The 15636-nt window shown below is 62.7% G+C and carries 17 protein-coding genes; 9 read left to right on the forward strand and 8 right to left on the reverse strand.

Features of this window, described 5'->3' with window-relative positions; all coding sequences use genetic code 11:
* The first annotated feature begins 186 nt into the window (after positions 1-186).
* The 6 genes from KHO23_RS03640 to KHO23_RS03665 all read left to right on the forward strand — a co-directional run bounded on the left by KHO23_RS03640 (position 187) and on the right by KHO23_RS03665 (position 5811).
* Positions 187-948 carry a chorismate--pyruvate lyase family protein gene (locus tag KHO23_RS03640; protein ID WP_211609658.1) on the forward strand — a complete coding sequence of 254 codons (762 nt, stop codon included), beginning with the start codon at positions 187-189 and terminating at the stop codon, positions 946-948.
* Positions 948-1421: a DNA-deoxyinosine glycosylase gene (locus KHO23_RS03645; RefSeq protein WP_211609659.1), complete on the forward strand. Its 474-nt coding sequence runs from the start codon at positions 948-950 to the stop codon at positions 1419-1421. The genes KHO23_RS03640 and KHO23_RS03645 overlap by 1 nt, the downstream gene beginning before the upstream one ends.
* The gene (locus KHO23_RS03650; RefSeq protein WP_211609660.1) at positions 1418-2341 is read left to right on the forward strand and encodes a class I SAM-dependent methyltransferase; all 924 of its coding nucleotides are present in this window, start codon (positions 1418-1420) and stop codon (positions 2339-2341) included. The genes KHO23_RS03645 and KHO23_RS03650 overlap by 4 nt, the downstream gene beginning before the upstream one ends.
* Positions 2342-2762: 421 nt before the next feature.
* Positions 2763-3011, forward strand: a complete 249-nt coding sequence (locus KHO23_RS03655) for a DUF3311 domain-containing protein (protein ID WP_211609661.1) — start codon at positions 2763-2765, stop codon at positions 3009-3011.
* Positions 3011-4561 carry a monocarboxylate uptake permease MctP gene (gene mctP, locus KHO23_RS03660; protein ID WP_211609662.1) on the forward strand — a complete coding sequence of 517 codons (1551 nt, stop codon included), beginning with the start codon at positions 3011-3013 and terminating at the stop codon, positions 4559-4561. The genes KHO23_RS03655 and mctP overlap by 1 nt, the downstream gene beginning before the upstream one ends.
* 125 nt (positions 4562-4686) lie before the next feature.
* Positions 4687-5811 carry an FUSC family protein gene (locus KHO23_RS03665; RefSeq protein ID WP_211609663.1) on the forward strand — a complete coding sequence of 375 codons (1125 nt, stop codon included), beginning with the start codon at positions 4687-4689 and terminating at the stop codon, positions 5809-5811.
* A gap of 101 nt (positions 5812-5912) precedes the next feature.
* Here the strand turns inward: KHO23_RS03665 and KHO23_RS03670 are convergent, their stop codons facing one another.
* The 5 genes from KHO23_RS03670 to KHO23_RS03690 form a co-directional block, all read right to left on the reverse strand.
* Positions 5913-6326: a VOC family protein gene (locus KHO23_RS03670; RefSeq protein ID WP_211609664.1), complete on the reverse strand. Its 414-nt coding sequence runs from the start codon at positions 6324-6326 to the stop codon at positions 5913-5915.
* 278 nt (positions 6327-6604) lie between these two features.
* A complete protein-coding gene (gene tal, locus KHO23_RS03675; protein ID WP_211609665.1) occupies positions 6605-7558 on the reverse strand; it encodes a transaldolase in 954 nt (317 codons plus the stop codon).
* Positions 7559-7731: 173 nt separating this feature from the next.
* Positions 7732-8952 (reverse strand): benzoate/H(+) symporter BenE family transporter, encoded by a 1221-nt coding sequence (locus KHO23_RS03680; protein WP_211609666.1) that lies wholly within the window; start codon positions 8950-8952, stop codon positions 7732-7734.
* A 52-nt stretch (positions 8953-9004) separates the two neighbouring features.
* Positions 9005-10180 carry a vWA domain-containing protein gene (locus tag KHO23_RS03685; RefSeq protein ID WP_211609667.1) on the reverse strand — a complete coding sequence of 392 codons (1176 nt, stop codon included), beginning with the start codon at positions 10178-10180 and terminating at the stop codon, positions 9005-9007.
* A gap of 136 nt (positions 10181-10316) precedes the next feature.
* Positions 10317-11159 carry an AAA family ATPase gene (locus tag KHO23_RS03690; protein WP_012432267.1) on the reverse strand — a complete coding sequence of 281 codons (843 nt, stop codon included), beginning with the start codon at positions 11157-11159 and terminating at the stop codon, positions 10317-10319.
* A gap of 419 nt (positions 11160-11578) precedes the next feature.
* Here KHO23_RS03690 and KHO23_RS03695 point away from each other — a divergent pair, with 419 nt between their 5' ends.
* Both KHO23_RS03695 and KHO23_RS03700 read left to right on the forward strand, forming a co-directional pair.
* The gene (locus KHO23_RS03695) at positions 11579-11947 is read left to right on the forward strand and encodes a c-type cytochrome (protein ID WP_211609668.1); all 369 of its coding nucleotides are present in this window, start codon (positions 11579-11581) and stop codon (positions 11945-11947) included.
* Between the two features lie 59 nt (positions 11948-12006).
* Positions 12007-12390 (forward strand): c-type cytochrome, encoded by a 384-nt coding sequence (locus KHO23_RS03700; RefSeq protein WP_211609669.1) that lies wholly within the window; start codon positions 12007-12009, stop codon positions 12388-12390.
* 240 nt (positions 12391-12630) lie between these two features.
* Here KHO23_RS03700 and KHO23_RS03705 read toward each other — a convergent pair whose 3' ends face one another.
* The 3 genes from KHO23_RS03705 to rsxB form a co-directional block, all read right to left on the reverse strand.
* Entirely contained in the window at positions 12631-13065 is a 435-nt protein-coding gene (locus tag KHO23_RS03705) for a DUF1841 family protein (RefSeq protein ID WP_211609670.1), read from the reverse strand.
* 96 nt (positions 13066-13161) lie between these two features.
* Entirely contained in the window at positions 13162-13806 is a 645-nt protein-coding gene (gene nth, locus KHO23_RS03710) for an endonuclease III (protein ID WP_211609671.1), read from the reverse strand.
* A gap of 20 nt (positions 13807-13826) precedes the next feature.
* Entirely contained in the window at positions 13827-14672 is an 846-nt protein-coding gene (rsxB, locus tag KHO23_RS03715) for an electron transport complex subunit RsxB (protein ID WP_236066707.1), read from the reverse strand.
* A gap of 234 nt (positions 14673-14906) precedes the next feature.
* Here rsxB and KHO23_RS03720 point away from each other — a divergent pair, with 234 nt between their 5' ends.
* Positions 14907-15539: a TetR/AcrR family transcriptional regulator gene (locus KHO23_RS03720; protein ID WP_211609673.1), complete on the forward strand. Its 633-nt coding sequence runs from the start codon at positions 14907-14909 to the stop codon at positions 15537-15539.
* The last annotated feature ends 97 nt before the right edge of the window (positions 15540-15636 follow it).

The following is a 15636-nucleotide window of genomic DNA, read 5'->3' on the forward strand; positions in this document are numbered from 1 at the left end:
CCGTCGACTTTTGTAATGCACGGAGGTTGTATCGCGTGTTGCGGGCGAAGGAGAATCGGAACACTCTGAATTCGGCATCTGATTGCCACGGGTCAGCCTCCGAAAGGCGGTCAATCGAATTTCCTGAAGGCAGGCGAGTAAGGGGGCGGCAATCCTCTGACGGCGTCGCCGTTATAATCCGACACCATGCCTATCCGTTTCGATGCCGCTGACGCCCACTGGCGCGTCGCGCCCTTGCCCGGCTTTAGCGCCGCCCAGAAAGACTGGTTGACCCGCGGCGGATCGCTGACCGCGCATTTGCGCGCGCTCGGCGAAGTCGCGGTGCGCGTGACGCGCGAAGCCGTCGCGCTGCCATGGGCCGACGAGTACGCCGCGCTCGGGCTCGTGCCGCGTGCGCCGGTGTGGGTTCGGGAAGTGGTGTTGTCGGTTGACGGCGTGCCGTTTGTCGCGGCGCACAGTGTCGCGCCGCTCGCGGCGAGCGTCGGTGTATGGCAGGCCACGCGCCGGCTGCGCACCCGGCCGCTCGCCGAGTTGCTTTACAGCGATAGCAGCGTCGCGCGTTCGTCGCTGGTGAGTCGCACGCTGACCGCCCGTCATCCGCTGTACCGGCTGGCGCTGCGTGAAATCGATAGCAGGCCACCGCACGCGCTGGTTGCTCGCCGCTCGGTGTTCGAGCGTCACGGTGCGCCGCTAATGGTGACTGAATGCATGTTGCCCGCGCTATGGGTGCATCTCGCGTCTTCGGCAAGTACACCCTCCGCACCGTCCGCGCCCCCGGCATTCGCGCACGCGCCGCAGCGTCCTCATGGGCGGGAGCATGGCCGGCCGCTCGAACATACGGCGTCGCGTGCTCATGGTGCGTCGCGCGCCGAGCAGGAACACATTCCCGGGCGGGCGTCGCGTGAATCCGGGCATGCGCCGGCATCAGACAGTCAGGTGAAACGCTGATGCTGCGCGGCTTTCCTCCTGTTGTCGCGGCGGATACGCATACGCTGGTTCTCGGCAGCTTTCCGGGCGAGGCGTCGCTTGTGGCGACGCAGTATTACGCGCATCCGCGCAATCAATTCTGGCGTTTGCTCGGCACGGTGCTCGACGAACCGCTTCCCGAACTCTCTTATGAAGAGCGTCTAACGCGCTTGCTATCGCACGGCATCGGCGTGTGGGACGTGCTCGCCGCCTGCGAGCGCGAGGGCAGTCTCGACGCCGCGATCCGCAACGCCAGTCCCAACGATTTCGCTTCGTTGCGTGCCCACGCGCCGAAGCTTGCCAAAGTCTGCTTCAACGGCAAGACGGCGGGCCGCTTTGCGCCGGTGATCGGTGAAGCCGGCTACGCCACCCTCGTATTGCCTTCGTCGAGTCCGGCGAATGCTATGCTCTCGTTCGACCAAAAATTGCGTCTCTGGCGCGACATCCTTACATGACGAAATTGATCAAGCGCGCCTCGGCTGAAGCACGTGCTTTCCGCAACAAAAACGCTGATGGCGGCGACCACACGCCGAACAAACAGAAAGTAGTGCGCAATAAAAAGCGCGCGCTGCACGACGACGACCTGCATGACGCGCCGCAAATCGAAGCGCCGCGCAAACCGCGTTTCGCACCGGTCACGTTCTCGGAAGAGGGCGGCGTGCGCTTCCTGCACTTCGGCACGGAATGGGTGCAAGGCGCAATGCGTCTGCGCAAGCCGGATCACATCGAACTCGAATACGCGCAGCAGATGATGGCCTGGCTGCTGTTCATCGAAACCCCTAAGCGCATCGTCCAGCTCGGTCTCGGCGCTGCCGCGCTGACCAAGTTTGCACACCGCTTCCTGAAGCGCGCGAAAGTCGACGCGGTCGAAGTGAACCCGGCCGTGGTCGTGGCCGCGCGCACGATGTTCGAACTGCCGCACGACGACGCGCGTCTGACCGTGCACGAAATGGACGCCTGGGACTTCGTCAACGACCGCGTCAACCATGGCTCGATCGGCGCGCTGCAGATCGACGTCTACGATGCCACCGCGCGTGGCCCGGTGCTCGACAGCGTCGGTTTTTACCGTGCGGTGCGCGCGTGTCTGACCGACGCGGGCGTGGTCACGATCAACCTGTTCGGTGACCATCCGAGCTTCGTGCGCAACATGAAGCGTCTGAACGAAGCGTTCGACGGCCGCGTAGTCGCGCTGCCCGAAGTGCATGACGGCAACCGCATTGCAATCGCGTTCTCGGGGCCGGCGCTCGATGTGCCGTTCACAGCGCTGCAAGCGCGCGCGAAGCTGATCGAAGCGGAACTCGGCTTGCCGGCGCGCAAGTGGATCAAGGGGTTGCAGGAATCAACCGGACAGAACGGCGGCTCGTTCTCGATCTGACGAGTGAAGCAGTCGGGCCGGGCAAGCCGGCTCGGCTGCGGCATGCGGCAAGCCTGAACACGCCGCCGCCGTTGCGCCCACGCGACGGTCGTCAATGCCGCAACCTATCGCGCATCGCGCAGCCCGCCCGCGTTCCGCCGAGGGGGGCGCGCGCGAGCCCGGCATAGGCCACCTGGCCTCATGCCCGCTGCCGTTCCGAGCGTCCAGCCATGCGCTCAAGCCGTATCCCATCCGCGTCAAAGCCCCGTCCCACGAGGCTCCAGGCCGCTGTTGCGCCTCGGGTCGTCCCTGCTTGACCGGACGGTAAACGCTCCTATACTCTTTCGAAGCTTTCGGGGACCCCGTGGCCTACCTGCGACGAAGGATCCACCACCCGTCAAAACACGGGCCAACATTTCAATAATAGGGAAGAGGAGACGTCATGGCTCACGACGCCGACGCGAACAAAGCCAGCAAGCACTGGCTCTGGTTGCTGCTGTTGCCCTGGATCGCAATGATCTGGGTGCCGTCATATAACAAGGTCGAACCGCAGCTGTTCGATTTTCCGTTCTTCTACTGGTATCAGCTCCTCTGGGTGCTGATCAGCGCGATCATCACGGCGCTCGTGTACTTCAAGACCAAGACCCGCGCATCGGGCAACCCGGGCAGCTCGAAGGGGGGCGCACAATAATGAACGCCACCGCAACTTTCGTCTTCGTCCTGTTTTTCATCGGCGTCACCATTCTTGGCTTTATCGCGGCCCACTGGCGCAAGGGCGACCTGGCCCATCTGGAAGAGTGGGGCCTCGGCGGCCGGCGCTTCGGCACTGTCGTCACGTGGTTCCTGCTGGGCGGCGACCTGTACACCGCCTACACGTTCATCGCCGTGCCGGCGCTGGTGTTCGGTGCGGGCGCAACCGGCTTCTTCGCGCTGCCGTACACGATCCTGATCTATCCGTTCGCGTTCGTGGTGTTCCCGAAACTGTGGAGCATCGCCAAACGTCAAGGCTACGTGACTTCGGCCGACTTCGTCTCGGCTCGCTATGGCAGCCGCATGCTGGCGCTGGCGATTGCCGTGACCGGTATTGTCGCGACGATGCCGTACATCGCGCTGCAACTGGTCGGTATCGAAGTGGTGATCGGCGCGTTGGGATTCGACACCAAGGGCTTCGTTGGCGATCTGCCGCTGATCATCGCGTTCGCGATCCTGGCGGCGTACACGTACACGTCGGGCCTGCGCGCGCCGGCCATGATCGCGGTCGTCAAGGACGTGCTGATCTATGTCGTGATCTTTGCCGCGATTATCGTGATTCCGCCGCAACTGGGTGGCTTCGGGCATATCTTCAGCATGGTGCCGCCGGCCAAGCTGCTGCTCAAAGCGCCGGACGTGTCGAGCCTGAACGGCTACAGCGCGTACGCAACGCTTGCGGTCGGCTCGGCGCTCGCACTGTTCCTGTACCCGCACTCGATTACCGCGGTGCTGTCGTCGAAGTCGGGTAACACGATCCGCCGCAACATGGCGATGCTGCCGGCTTACTCGCTGGTGCTCGGCCTGCTCGCGCTGCTCGGCTTCATGGCTCTGGCCTCGGGCGTGAAGGACATGCCGGAATTCGCGCCGTACTTCAAGGCGTTCGGCCCGAACTTCGCCGTGCCGGCGCTGTTCCTGCACTTCTTCCCGTCGTGGTTCGTCGGCGTGGCCTTCGCGGCCATCGGTATCGGCGCGCTGGTGCCGGCGGCGATCATGTCGATTGCGGCAGCGAACCTGTACACGCGCAACATCCACAAGGAGTTCGTGAACCGCAATATGTCGAATGAGCAGGAGACCAACGTTGCGAAGCTGGTGTCGCTGATCGTCAAGGTCGGCGCGGTCGCGTTCATTCTCGGTTTGCCGCTCACGTACGCGATTCAGCTACAACTGCTGGGTGGTATCTGGATCATCCAGACGCTGCCGGCCATTGTGCTGGGTCTCTACACGCGTATGCTCGATTACCGCGGTCTCCTGATCGGCTGGGCGGTCGGCATCGCAACCGGTACGTGGATGGCGATTTCGCTGAAGCTGGCGGGTTCGATCTTCACGATCCATCTGTTCGGCATGGCGATCCCCGGCTATGCGGCGGTGTGGTCGCTGATCGTCAACCTGGTGGTTGCGGTGGTGGTGAGCCTTCTTGTGCGGATATTCGGCATGAAGCGCGCCGAGGACCGGACCCGTCCGGAAGACTATCTGGATGTAGTCGAAGGCTAAGTCAGCCGTTCCGTTCTGCCTGAAAAAGCAACGCCCGCAGACAAAAGTTTGCGGGCGTTTGTCTTTCCGGGGCACTCCAGGGCACGATAGCGGAACTGTCCTCAAAAGCGCCCATCGCGCGAGCCATGGCTTCTGCCGATTCCCCCCACGTGATCGCCCGCCGCTCGGTCGTTAGCCGCATGGTGCGCACGATCACGTCGCCGTACTACCGCTATCGCCACGCGAAGATGCTGCATAGCCTGCGCGTCGGCGTCGCGATGCTGGTGTCGATTCTCGCGACCACCGGTATCAACATTCCTCACGGCATCTGGTCGTCGGTGACCTTGCTGGTGGTGATCGGCGGCTTGCAGCATCACGGCAATATCCGCAAGAAGGCCGCCGACCGGGCGGCGGGGACGCTGCTTGGTGCGACGATCGGGCTCCTGCTGATCCTGCAGCAGAATCTGTTTGGCTCGCTGCCGCTCACCTATATCCTGATGTCGATCGTCGCGGCAATCTGCGCCTGGTTCGCTATCGGTTCGTCGGGGTATATCGGCCTGCTGACGGCGATCACGATGTGTATCGTCGCGGGCCATGGCGACAATCAGATCGACGTCGGCCTGTGGCGCACGCTGAATGTGCTGATCGGCATCGTGATCGCGCTGGCGTTTTCGTTCGCTTTGCCGCTGCACGCGACCTATTCATGGCGCTACGGGCTCGCCGCCAATCTGCGCGCCTGCGCGCAGATCTACACCCGTTTGCTGGACGGGGAGACGATCAGCGAGGAAGAGCAGGTCAAACGCTTTCTCGCGATCAACAAGCGGCTGATTCAGTTGCGCTCGTTGATGCCTTCGGTGGCGAAGGAGATCGATGTGCCGCAGTCCAGGCTCGAAGAGATCCAGCGGCTGCATCGATCGGTGCTCAGTTCGCTGGAATTGCTCGCGACCGGTCCGCTAGTGCGCGCCGACACCGCGGCGCGCGAGGCGTATGCGCGGCAGTGCGGCGCCGAGGTGCGCGCCGTGCGCGGCATTCTGCTGGCGATGGCGCGCGGCCTGCGCTTTGGCCGCGCGACGCACGTCCGCATTCCGGCCGCGTTGCCGCTTGCAGAGCCGCATCGCGACGTAGCGCTTGAATTGCCGCCCGACTTGCAAGGACCGTATTGGCTCGGGCAGCGGCTTGCTGAACAGGTGGACCGGTTGCGTGCCTTACTGCTGGAGACCGAGCCGAACTGGAACATCGAGCGGCATTCGCGCACTTTGCTGAAGGCTTAGAGCGGAACGCTCAGTGCGGCGCGATCATTTCCGGCTGGCCGGCCAGCCAGCCGCTGCCGCTGCCCCGACTGCGGCAACCGGACCGGCTACGGATGCCGGGCTTACTCTTCCGGCACCGTCACCATCCAGGCGAGACCGAAGCGGTCCGTCACCATGCCGAAGCCTTTGCTCCAGAAGGTGGCCTGAAACGGCATCATGACCTGTCCGCCATCGGCGAGCGCATTGAAATACTTTTCTGCCGATGCGGCGTCGTCGGCCGTCAGCGAGAGGCTGAAGCCGCTGAACGTGGCCTGGGGGTCGCAGTGGCCGTCAGAAGCCATCCAGTTGGTCGAGCCGATCTTGACTGTGGCGTGCATGATCTTTTCTTCCAGACCAGGGCGCGGCGAATTCTGCGGGTCCGGCGGCGCGTCCTTGTAGCGCATCATGAGCAACACTTCGGCGCCGAGATTCTCGCCGTAATACTTCAGGGCTTCTTCACAGCGGCCGTTGAAAAATACATAAGGCTGAACGTACATGGTCGTCTCCTGGAATAGGATTTGCGGCGCCGCGCTCCATCGACACATGGCGGCGAGGGAACAGGCGTGCAGAAGATTGTAGTCGTCCGGTGGGGCAGCAATTGTGACTTTATGATGCAAGGGGCCGCGGCGCGGGGTCGCATCGGACGTGCGGCCGTAAACGGCGCGCGGCCCTGAACCGGAAGGCTCAGGGCCGCGTAGTTGGGCACATGCGTGGGCACATGGGGCACATGCGTGTGCCCACGTGCGACCGCGTATTTCAGCGGCGAAGGCGAAACTTAACGCAGCGCTTCGATCAGTTTTTCCAGCTTGACGGCGTCTGCCGCGAACGCGCGGATGCCTTCAGCGAGCTTTTCGGTGGCCATGGCTTCGTCGTTGACGAGGAAACGGAACGACGATTCGTCGACCGGCACGCGTTCGATGTCCGCACCCGAGGCGAGGTCGGGCGACAACTTGCGCTCGACCGTTTCGGTGCTCTCCTGCAGCTTTTGCAGCAGGTCCGGGCTGATGGTCAGCAGATCGCAGCCGGCCAGTTCCAGAATCTGACCCGGGGTGCGGAAGCTCGCGCCCATCACCTCGGTCTTGTAGCCGAACTTCTTGTAGTACGCGTAAATGCGGCGCACCGATTTGACGCCAGGATCGTTGGCGCCGCCGTCTTTCACTTCGTCCCAGGCGCTGCCGGCGTTCTTCTTGTACCAGTCGTAGATGCGGCCGACGAACGGCGAGATCAGTTGCGCACCCGCTTCGGCACAGGCGGCGGCCTGCGCGAGCGAGAACAGCAGCGTCATGTTGCAGTGGATGCCTTCCTTTTGCAGCACTTCGGCCGCGCGGACGCCTTCCCACGTGGAGGCCAGCTTGATCAGCACACGTTCCCGGCCGATGCCGTGATCTTTGTACAGGGCGATCAGCTCGCGGCCCTTGGCGATCGACGCTTCGGTGTCGAACGACAGGCGCGCATCCACTTCGGTCGACACGCGACCCGGGATGATCTTGAGAATTTCGGTGCCGAAGGCGATCAGCAACTGGTCGATGATCGCACCAACGGGCTTCGACGCGTGGGCTTTCACGGTCTTTTCGAGCAGCGGCTTGTAGTCGTCTTTCTGGACGGCCTTCAGAATCAGCGACGGATTGGTGGTCGCGTCCTGCGGCTTGTACTGGGCAAGCTGCTGGAAGTCGCCGGTATCGGCCACGACGGTGGTGTATTGCTTGAGTTGATCGAGTGCGGTTGTCATGTTCGAGCCTTCATGGCGCGCGTGCGCCGTGGTTCAGGAGAAATGAGGTCGCCACCGGACAAAAAAAACAAAACAGTGCCGGTGGCCGCGGGTCACGCTGCAGCGTTTGCCCGTCATGTTGCCGGGGAATTCTGACGGAAAGCGCTGCCGGATGCTTCTATTCTATGGCGGATTCAGGCGCGCCGGGCGTTCAGCACCAGTTGCGTCAGCACACCCGCCACCAGTCCCCAGAACGCCGAGCCGATCGACAATAGCGTCAGGCCCGAGGCCGTCACCATGAACGTCACCAGTGCCGCCTCGCGCTGCTTCATGTCCTGCATCGCGTTGGCGAGGCCGCTCATGATCGAGCCGAACAGCGCCAGCGCCGCGACGGAGACTACCAGCGCCTTCGGCAACGCAGCGAACAGCGCGGCGATGGTCGCGCCGAAAATCCCGGCGATCAGATAGAAAATGCCGCACCAGACCGCTGCGGTGTAACGCTTGTCGCGGTTTTCGTGCGCCTCGGGGCCGGTACAGATCGCCGCCGTAATCGCCGCAAGATTAATGCCGTGTGAGCCGAACGGCGCGAGCAGCAGCGAGGCGATACCGGTCGTCGAAATCAGCGGTGCGGAAGGCGTGGTGTAGCCGTCCGCGCGCAGCACAGCGATGCCCGGCACGTTCTGCGAGGCCATCGCGACGACAAAAAGCGGAATGCCGATGCTAATGCTCGCCGCGACCGAAAACGCCGGCATCGTGAACACCGGATGCGCGAGCGCGACATGAAAGCGGCTGAAGTCGAGCAGCCCGAGCACACCGGCGGCGGCCGTGCCGACGATCAGCGTCGTCACGATCGCATAACGCGGCGCGAGGCGTTTGACGATCAGATAGGTGAAGAACATCGTCAGCACGAGCGCGGTCTGGAATTGCGCGGCGCGGAAGATCTCGATACCGATCTCGAACAGAATGCCCGCCAGCAAAGCGGAGGCGATGCCGGCCGGGATTTTCTTCATCAGCGTATCGAACCAGCCGGTCAGACCGACCACGGTCAGCAACACCGCGCAGACGATGAACGCGCCGATCGCCTCAGGGTAGGCCACATGCGGCAGCGACGACACCAGAAGTGCCGCGCCGGGCGTCGACCATGCAATCACGATCGGCGCGCGAAAGCGTAGCGAGAGGCCGATCGTGCAGAGGGCCATGCCGATCGACAGCGCCCAGATCCAGGAGGAAATCTGCGCATCCGTGAGATGCGCGGCCTGACCGGCCTGGAACATCAGCACGAGCGAGCTGGTATAGCCCGTCATCATCGCGACGAAGCCGGCGACGAGGGCGGACAACGATGTATCGGCAAACGGTCTGAGCCGCCCGGCGGGTGCGTCGGCAGGGGACAAATCGGGCGAGGAAGACGGATTCATGCAGCAGCTTTCTTATAGTTGGTGTGAAAACGGGAGTGAAAACGCGATCTGATTATTTGCTCAGCATGCGCATCGCCGTTTCGAGTCCGGCGAGGGTGAGCGGATACATGCGGTGGCCGAGCACTTCCCGGATCGCGCTGACCGACTGCCGGTACGCCCACAAACCTTCCGGCTCCGGATTGAGCCACGCATAGTGCGGGAAATGATCGGCGAGGCGGCGCAGCCACACGGCGCCGGCTTCGGCGTTGTTGTATTCGACCGAGCCGCCCGGTTGCAGCACTTCATAGGGGCTCATCGTCGCGTCGCCGACGAAGATCAGCTTGTAATCCGGCGTGAACTTGTGCAGCAGGTCCCACGTCGGCATGCGCTCGGCGTGACGGCGCCGATTGTTCTTCCACAGGAAGTCGTACACACAGTTGTGGAAGTAGTAGAACTCGAGATGCTTGAACTCGGCCTTGGCGGCGGAAAAGAGCTCTTCGGTGCGTTTGATGTGATCGTCCATCGAGCCGCCCACGTCGAGCAGCATCAGCACTTTGACCTTGTTGTGCCGCTCCGGCACCATCTTCAGGTCGAGCCAGCCGGCATTCGCGGCTGTGCTGCGGATCGTGTCGGGCAGATCGAGCTCTTCGGCGGCGCCCTCGCGGGCGAAACGACGCAGGCGGCGCAGCGCGACCTTGATGTTGCGGGTGCCGATTTCGACCTGGTCGTCGTAGTCGCGATAGGCGCGCGCTTCCCACACCTTCACCGCCGTGCGATTGCCCGCCGCGTCGCCGCCGATGCGTACGCCCTCGGGGTTATAGCCGCCGTTGCCGAACGGCGAGGTGCCGCCCGTGCCGATCCATTTGTTGCCGCCTTCGTGGCGCTCCTTCTGTTCGTCGAACAGTTCCTTCAGGCGCTCCATCAGCTTGTCGAGGCCGCCCATCGCCTCGATCTGCGCTTTTTCTTCCGGCGACAGATCGCGTTGCAGTTTCTTCTTCAGCCAGTCGAGCGGGACATCGAAAGCGAGCTCCGAGGCCTTCGCGACGCCGTTGAAATACGCGCCGAACGCCTGGTCGAACTTGTCGAAATACTGCTCGTCCTTGACCAGCGTGATGCGCGCGAGATAGTAGAAATCGTCGAGCGACGGCGCGATCACATTGGCTTTCAGCGCCTCGAGCAGCGTCAGGTATTCCTTCACCGACACCGGCAGTTTGGCGGCGCGCAGCGAATAAAAAAAATCGATCAGCATGCTGTTTCCTCTGCGGCGGCCGCTTTCGGGCGTTGCGAACTCGCCAACGACGGGTCGATCCGGTTTCCGGCCCGGCTGCCTTCAATGCGGCTAATCCGGCTTGCGCCGGGATTCACGCGGGCCGTCAGCCGGGGTGTTAACGATTGTTGCGGTTCATGAAAATCAACCGCTCGAACAGGCTCACGTCCTGTTCGTTCTTCAGGAGCGCGCCGTGCAGCGGCGGGATGATCTGCTTCTGGTCGGACGAGCGTAGCGCTTCGGGCGGAATATCTTCGGCGAGCAGCAGCTTCAGCCAGTCGAGCAGTTCCGACGTGGACGGCTTCTTCTTCAGACCGGCGACGTTGCGCAATTCGAAGAAGCTCTGCATGGCCGCGGCGAGCAGTTCCTTCTTGATGCCCGGATAGTGCACCTCGACGATCTGCTGCATCGTCACCGGATCGGGGAATTTGATGTAGTGGAAAAAGCAGCGGCGCAAGAACGCGTCGGGCAGCTCCTTCTCGTTGTTCGACGTGATGATCACGAGCGGGCGCTGTTTCGCGCGGATCAGCTCGTGGGTCTCGTACACGTAGAACTCCATGCGGTCGAGTTCGCGCAGCAGATCGTTCGGAAATTCGATGTCGGCCTTGTCGATCTCGTCGATCAGAAGCACCGTTTGCTCGTCCGACTCGAACGCTTGCCACAACACGCCCTTGACGATGTAGTTGCGGATGTCCTTGACGCGCTCGTCGCCGAGTTGCGAATCGCGCAGGCGCGACACCGCATCGTACTCGTACAGGCCCTGCTGGGCCTTGGTGGTGGACTTGATATGCCATTGCAGCAGCGGCATGCCGAGCGCGGCGGCGACCTCTTCGGCGAGCATCGTTTTGCCAGTGCCGGGTTCGCCCTTGATCAGCAAGGGGCGCTTCAGCGTCATCGCGGCGTTGACCGCGAGCTTGAGGTCGTCGGTGGCGACGTACTGCGATGAGCCTTCAAAACGCATGGCGAGATGCTCTTTTTTGGGAAAAAACCCAGTATAAGTCAGAAGGCCTGTTGCGCTGAAACAGGCTCGCGTATGGTTTCACCCGCGGTGTCGGATGCCGAAGCGAGTACCATTCCCGGGGCTCGCGAGCGGCCCGTACATGCCTGGCGTGCCCGGTGGGCGGGCACGCCGGGCAAGACCGGCCGGATCGCGGCGCTCGGCACAAAGCCATGCGGAACAGGCGCGGCGGAGCAATAATGGCGCTCGCCGTGGCTTTGCGGCGGCCGGATGCGCCGCTGGCCCCGCGCGGTGGACGTTCGGCGCGGCGTCGCGGTACAATTAGCCCGATTTTTTTGGCCTGCGTGGCTACCCTATAAGAATAACGGCGCGGGCCGTTGCCTTTTCGGGCGCCCGTTTCCCCTCAAGCCAGGTTACATGCTATGAATAAATTCGTCGGCAAACACGTCGTGATCGCAGCGCTGTCGGTGCTCGCGGGCTATACGGCCAGTGCGCAGGCAGCGGATGTCGTCGGCAACGCGAAGGCGGGCCAAGGCAAGGTCGCGATGTGTATTGGCTGCCACGGCATCCCTGAATACCGCACGGCTTACCCTGAGGTCTACCGCGTGCCGATGCTCGGCGGCCAGAATCAGGCGTACCTCGAGAACGCCATGCACGCCTACAAGAAGGGCGACCGCCATTTCGAAACGATGCGCGCGATCACCACGTCGCTGTCGGATCAGGACATCGCCGACATCGCTGCCTACTACGCGGCGCAAAATTCCTCTTCGAAGAGCAATCCCGACAAGTGATCGGCTGCGGTCATCCGTCCGGTCACTCGGCTATATATATTCGCGGGATAGGAGAATTCATGAATAAGCCCCAACAGGCACTCCACACGGTGTTCAAGGCTGCATGCGCGTCGGCGGCAGTCATCGGTCTGGTTGCAGCGAACGTCGCGCACGCCGCTGACGCCGGCAACGGCAAGGTGCTGGCCGGCACCCACAACTGCGCGGCTTGTCACGGCGTCAACCTGAACAATCCGGTGAGCCCGGAGTATCCGAAGCTCGCAGGTCAGCATTCCGACTACGTCTTCTGGGCGTTGCGCCAGTACCAGATGGGCAACGGCAACCCGCACCTCGGTCGCAATAACGCGATCATGCAGGCGCAGGTGCAAAGCCTGTCGCCAAGCGATATGAAAGACATCGCGGCCTACATCGAATCGCTGGACGGCGGTCTGGTGCAGAAGAAGTAACAGCGTCGCGCTGTTTTTGCATGGCTTGCAGATTGAACGACACCCCGCCGAACGGCGGGGTGTTTTGCTTTGGGCGCTGTGATTCGCGCGGTGCGGCGGATGGATGGCGCGGCGGTTCGGAGAAACTCAGGCGCGCTCGTGGCGGGGTGTTTGTCACCCGTCTGGCACCCGCTTGGCACCCGTTCGGCACCCAAGGCGCCTTTAAAACCCTTGAGCTCCCGACTTGCTTTGACCCGTCCTTCAGTCGCGCGTGGCGCGTTGCTCGATGCGCTGCAAGTAGGCGTCGGTGTCCGGCGGGGTGCCGGTGCGCTGTGCTTCCCAGATGGTTTCGCCGAGGCAGTCCATGATCGCGTGCTGCGCCTCGTGGGTCGAGCCGAGACGGGCGGCGAGCCGTTCGTGCGCCGCGCGGATGCCCGGCGGCTGGTCGATCGACAACTGTTCGGTGATGGCCAGATGCATCGACAGATGCAGGAACGGATTGGTCTGGCCGCGTTCGGGCGAGTAGTCCTGAGCCTGGGCGGCTTCCGTGCTGGTTAGATCGGCGTGATATTCCGGATGCTCGATGATCCAGTCGGCGGCGATCGCTTCGAGCGGCGTCAGAATCTCGCCTTGACGCTGTTTGCGCCAGGTGTGGGTGAAAAATTGGCGGACTTCATCGCGGCTGGGATTGAACATCGTGGGAGCGGGGCGGTTGGTGTGGGGCGCTTGGGGCTTGCGCGGAGGGCGTCATTTTACGCCGGGCCGCCGCGGCGTGCTGGCGGCGTGCCGTCTTCAAAGATCCGGCGGCGGCGTTTTGGGCCGGAATTCGCACAGTGGCTCGATCACGCAATGCCAGCATTCCGGCCGACGCGCTTTGCATACGTAGCGGCCGTGCAGAATCAGCCAGTGGTGAGCATCCTGCCTGAACTCGGCGGGCGTGAATTTCTCCAGGGCCGCCTCAACCGTGCGCACGTCTTTGCCCGGCGCGAGCCCGGTTCGATTCGCAACCCGAAAGATGTGCGTATCGACGGCGATGGTGGGGTGGCCAAACGCCGTGTTCAGGATCACGTTCGCCGTTTTACGGCCGACCCCCGGCAAGCTTTCGAGCGCTTCACGATCCTCCGGCACTTCGCCGCCGTACTGGTCGAGCAGAATGCGGCAGGTTGCGATCACATTCTTCGCCTTGGTGCGATACAGGCCAATGGTCCTGATATAGCCGGCTACCCCTTCTTCGCCGAGATCGAACACCTTCTGCGGCGTGTTCGCGACCGGGAACATCTTGCGCATCGCCTTGTTCACCGAGACGTCGGTGGCCTGTGCCGACAGGAGCACGGCAATCAGCAGTTCGAACGGTGTGGTGTATTCGAGCTCGGTTGTGGGATGCGGGTTGAGGCTCTGAAGCGTCTCGTAGATGGCGCGGCGTTTGTTCGCGTTCATGCGCGGTGTAGAGTTAAAAGTTAGCGCTTCGTTGGCGGAGTATCGGTGTTACCCGCGGTGTTGTCCGCGCCGAGTCCGAGACGGCGGCGGCGTGCTTCGGCGGCGTCGATCTGCGCCTGCACGTCGGCGCTGACGCGTTCGGTATTTTGCGGACCCTGGCCCTTGGCGGCCAACTCTTCTTTCTTCTGGCGCGCCCGCTCGAGCGCGGCCTGGATGATCGCGCGTTTTTTCGCTTCGGCGTCATTCGTCGCGGGCGCTATGGGCGTTGCCGTGGCGCCGGTTTCCGTTGCTTGAATGGCGGGCGTGCTGCTGACCGCTCGCCGCGCTGCAGCACGCGCTTCGGCTGCTTCGCGTTCGCGCGCGAGACGGGCTTCACGCCGGTTGTGGCGCTCGCGCGCGGCGTTTGCCTGGTCCTGGCTCCATGCATCCCAGCCGGTTGCCTCACCGGTGACCTGTGGCATCGCGATGCAATCGACCGGGCAGGGCGGCACGCAGAGGTCGCAACCGGTACAGAGCTCGGCGATCACCGTATGCATCTGTTTCGGTGCGCCAACTATTGCATCGACCGGACAGGCCTGCATGCACAACGTGCAGCCGATGCAAACCTGTTCGTCGATAACCGCCAGCGAACGCGGCCGTTCGACGCCGTTGGCGGAATTGAGCGGAATCACCGGTTTGCCGAGCAGTGCAGCAAGACGGGCGACGCCTTCAGCGCCACCTGGCGGGCACTGGTTGTAGTCGGCCTCGCCTTTGGCAATGGCCTCGGCATACGGACGGCACGCCGGAAAGCCGCACTTGGTGCATTGCGTTTGGGGAAGCAGATCCTCGATGCGGTCTGCGAGTGTTTTGGAGTTGATCACGGTCACAACGTTGGTGCTTGCCGGTGCTTGCCTTGCAGCCGCGTAGCTTGAACTAAATAGCACATTATCGCCGATTTCCCCAATTGCCATCCGCAATCCATGTGCCATAATCGAAGCGCTTTTTCGAAAGACCGCATAAGGGTGTTCCCCCAACCAGCCCGTTCAGTGCTGTCGGTACAAGGCCCGAGGAGAGGCCGGCGGCGCGATCCGGATAACGCGGCTCACGAAGACGATGCCACCATGAATCAGCCGAAAATCAAAAGAGATCCTGAAGGCACGCGGCGCCGCATTCTGCTTGCGGCGGCCGAAGAGTTTGCAAATGGAGGGTTGTTCGGCGCGCGCGTCGATCAGATCGCCCGCCGAGCGGAGACGAATGAACGCATGCTCTATTACTACTTCGGTAGCAAGGAGCAGCTTTTCACTGCCGTGCTCGAGCACGCATTCAGCGCGCTCAATGAAGCGGAACGAACGCTCGAACTGAATGGCGTCGCGCCGGTCGAGGCGGTGACACGTCTCGCGCATTTTGTTTGGGATTACTACCGCGATCATCCGGAGTTGCTGCGTCTCGTCAATAACGAGAATCTGCATGAGGCACGCTACATGCAGAAGTCGACGCGCATCCGCGAAATGATTTCGCCGATCGTTGCCACGCTTGGCGGCATTCTCGAGCGGGGTCAGCGCGCGGGGCTGTTTCGCACCAACGTCGATCCACTGCGCTTTTACGTGACGCTGTCCGGCATGGGTTATTACATCGTGTCGAACCGCTTCACGCTCGAAGCGACACTGGGTCGCGATTTCAGTGGTGCGAGCGAACGCAGCGAACTCATTCAGATGAACACGGAGTTGCTGCTTGCGTATCTGTTGCGTAAGTAAGCGGCAGCGCGGCTGCGCACAAACGGCGTAAGTGGCGTTAAAGAGGCGCTAACGAAGCGTCATCAGAAACGACAACGGCCTCTGAAGAAGAGGCCGT

It is taken from the genome of Paraburkholderia haematera (assembly GCF_905220975.1).
GTDB classification, from domain to species: Bacteria; Pseudomonadota; Gammaproteobacteria; order Burkholderiales; family Burkholderiaceae; genus Paraburkholderia; species Paraburkholderia haematera.

What these genes read in the sequence shown, in the direction of transcription:
- KHO23_RS03640 (WP_211609658.1), top strand. Translation starts at nt 187, where the DNA reads ATGCCTATCCGTTTCGATGCCGCTGACGCCCACTGGCGCGTCGCGCCC.
- KHO23_RS03645 (WP_211609659.1), top strand. Translation starts at nt 948, where the DNA reads ATGCTGCGCGGCTTTCCTCCTGTTGTCGCGGCGGATACGCATACGCTG.
- KHO23_RS03650 (WP_211609660.1), top strand. Translation starts at nt 1,418, where the DNA reads ATGACGAAATTGATCAAGCGCGCCTCGGCTGAAGCACGTGCTTTCCGC.
- KHO23_RS03655 (WP_211609661.1), top strand. Translation starts at nt 2,763, where the DNA reads ATGGCTCACGACGCCGACGCGAACAAAGCCAGCAAGCACTGGCTCTGG.
- mctP (WP_211609662.1), top strand. Translation starts at nt 3,011, where the DNA reads ATGAACGCCACCGCAACTTTCGTCTTCGTCCTGTTTTTCATCGGCGTC.
- KHO23_RS03665 (WP_211609663.1), top strand. Translation starts at nt 4,687, where the DNA reads ATGGCTTCTGCCGATTCCCCCCACGTGATCGCCCGCCGCTCGGTCGTT.
- KHO23_RS03670 (WP_211609664.1), bottom strand. Translation starts at nt 6,326, where the DNA reads ATGTACGTTCAGCCTTATGTATTTTTCAACGGCCGCTGTGAAGAAGCC.
- tal (WP_211609665.1), bottom strand. Translation starts at nt 7,558, where the DNA reads ATGACAACCGCACTCGATCAACTCAAGCAATACACCACCGTCGTGGCC.
- KHO23_RS03680 (WP_211609666.1), bottom strand. Translation starts at nt 8,952, where the DNA reads ATGAATCCGTCTTCCTCGCCCGATTTGTCCCCTGCCGACGCACCCGCC.
- KHO23_RS03685 (WP_211609667.1), bottom strand. Translation starts at nt 10,180, where the DNA reads ATGCTGATCGATTTTTTTTATTCGCTGCGCGCCGCCAAACTGCCGGTG.
- KHO23_RS03690 (WP_012432267.1), bottom strand. Translation starts at nt 11,159, where the DNA reads ATGCGTTTTGAAGGCTCATCGCAGTACGTCGCCACCGACGACCTCAAG.
- KHO23_RS03695 (WP_211609668.1), top strand. Translation starts at nt 11,579, where the DNA reads ATGAATAAATTCGTCGGCAAACACGTCGTGATCGCAGCGCTGTCGGTG.
- KHO23_RS03700 (WP_211609669.1), top strand. Translation starts at nt 12,007, where the DNA reads ATGAATAAGCCCCAACAGGCACTCCACACGGTGTTCAAGGCTGCATGC.
- KHO23_RS03705 (WP_211609670.1), bottom strand. Translation starts at nt 13,065, where the DNA reads ATGTTCAATCCCAGCCGCGATGAAGTCCGCCAATTTTTCACCCACACC.
- nth (WP_211609671.1), bottom strand. Translation starts at nt 13,806, where the DNA reads ATGAACGCGAACAAACGCCGCGCCATCTACGAGACGCTTCAGAGCCTC.
- KHO23_RS03720 (WP_211609673.1), top strand. Translation starts at nt 14,907, where the DNA reads ATGAATCAGCCGAAAATCAAAAGAGATCCTGAAGGCACGCGGCGCCGC.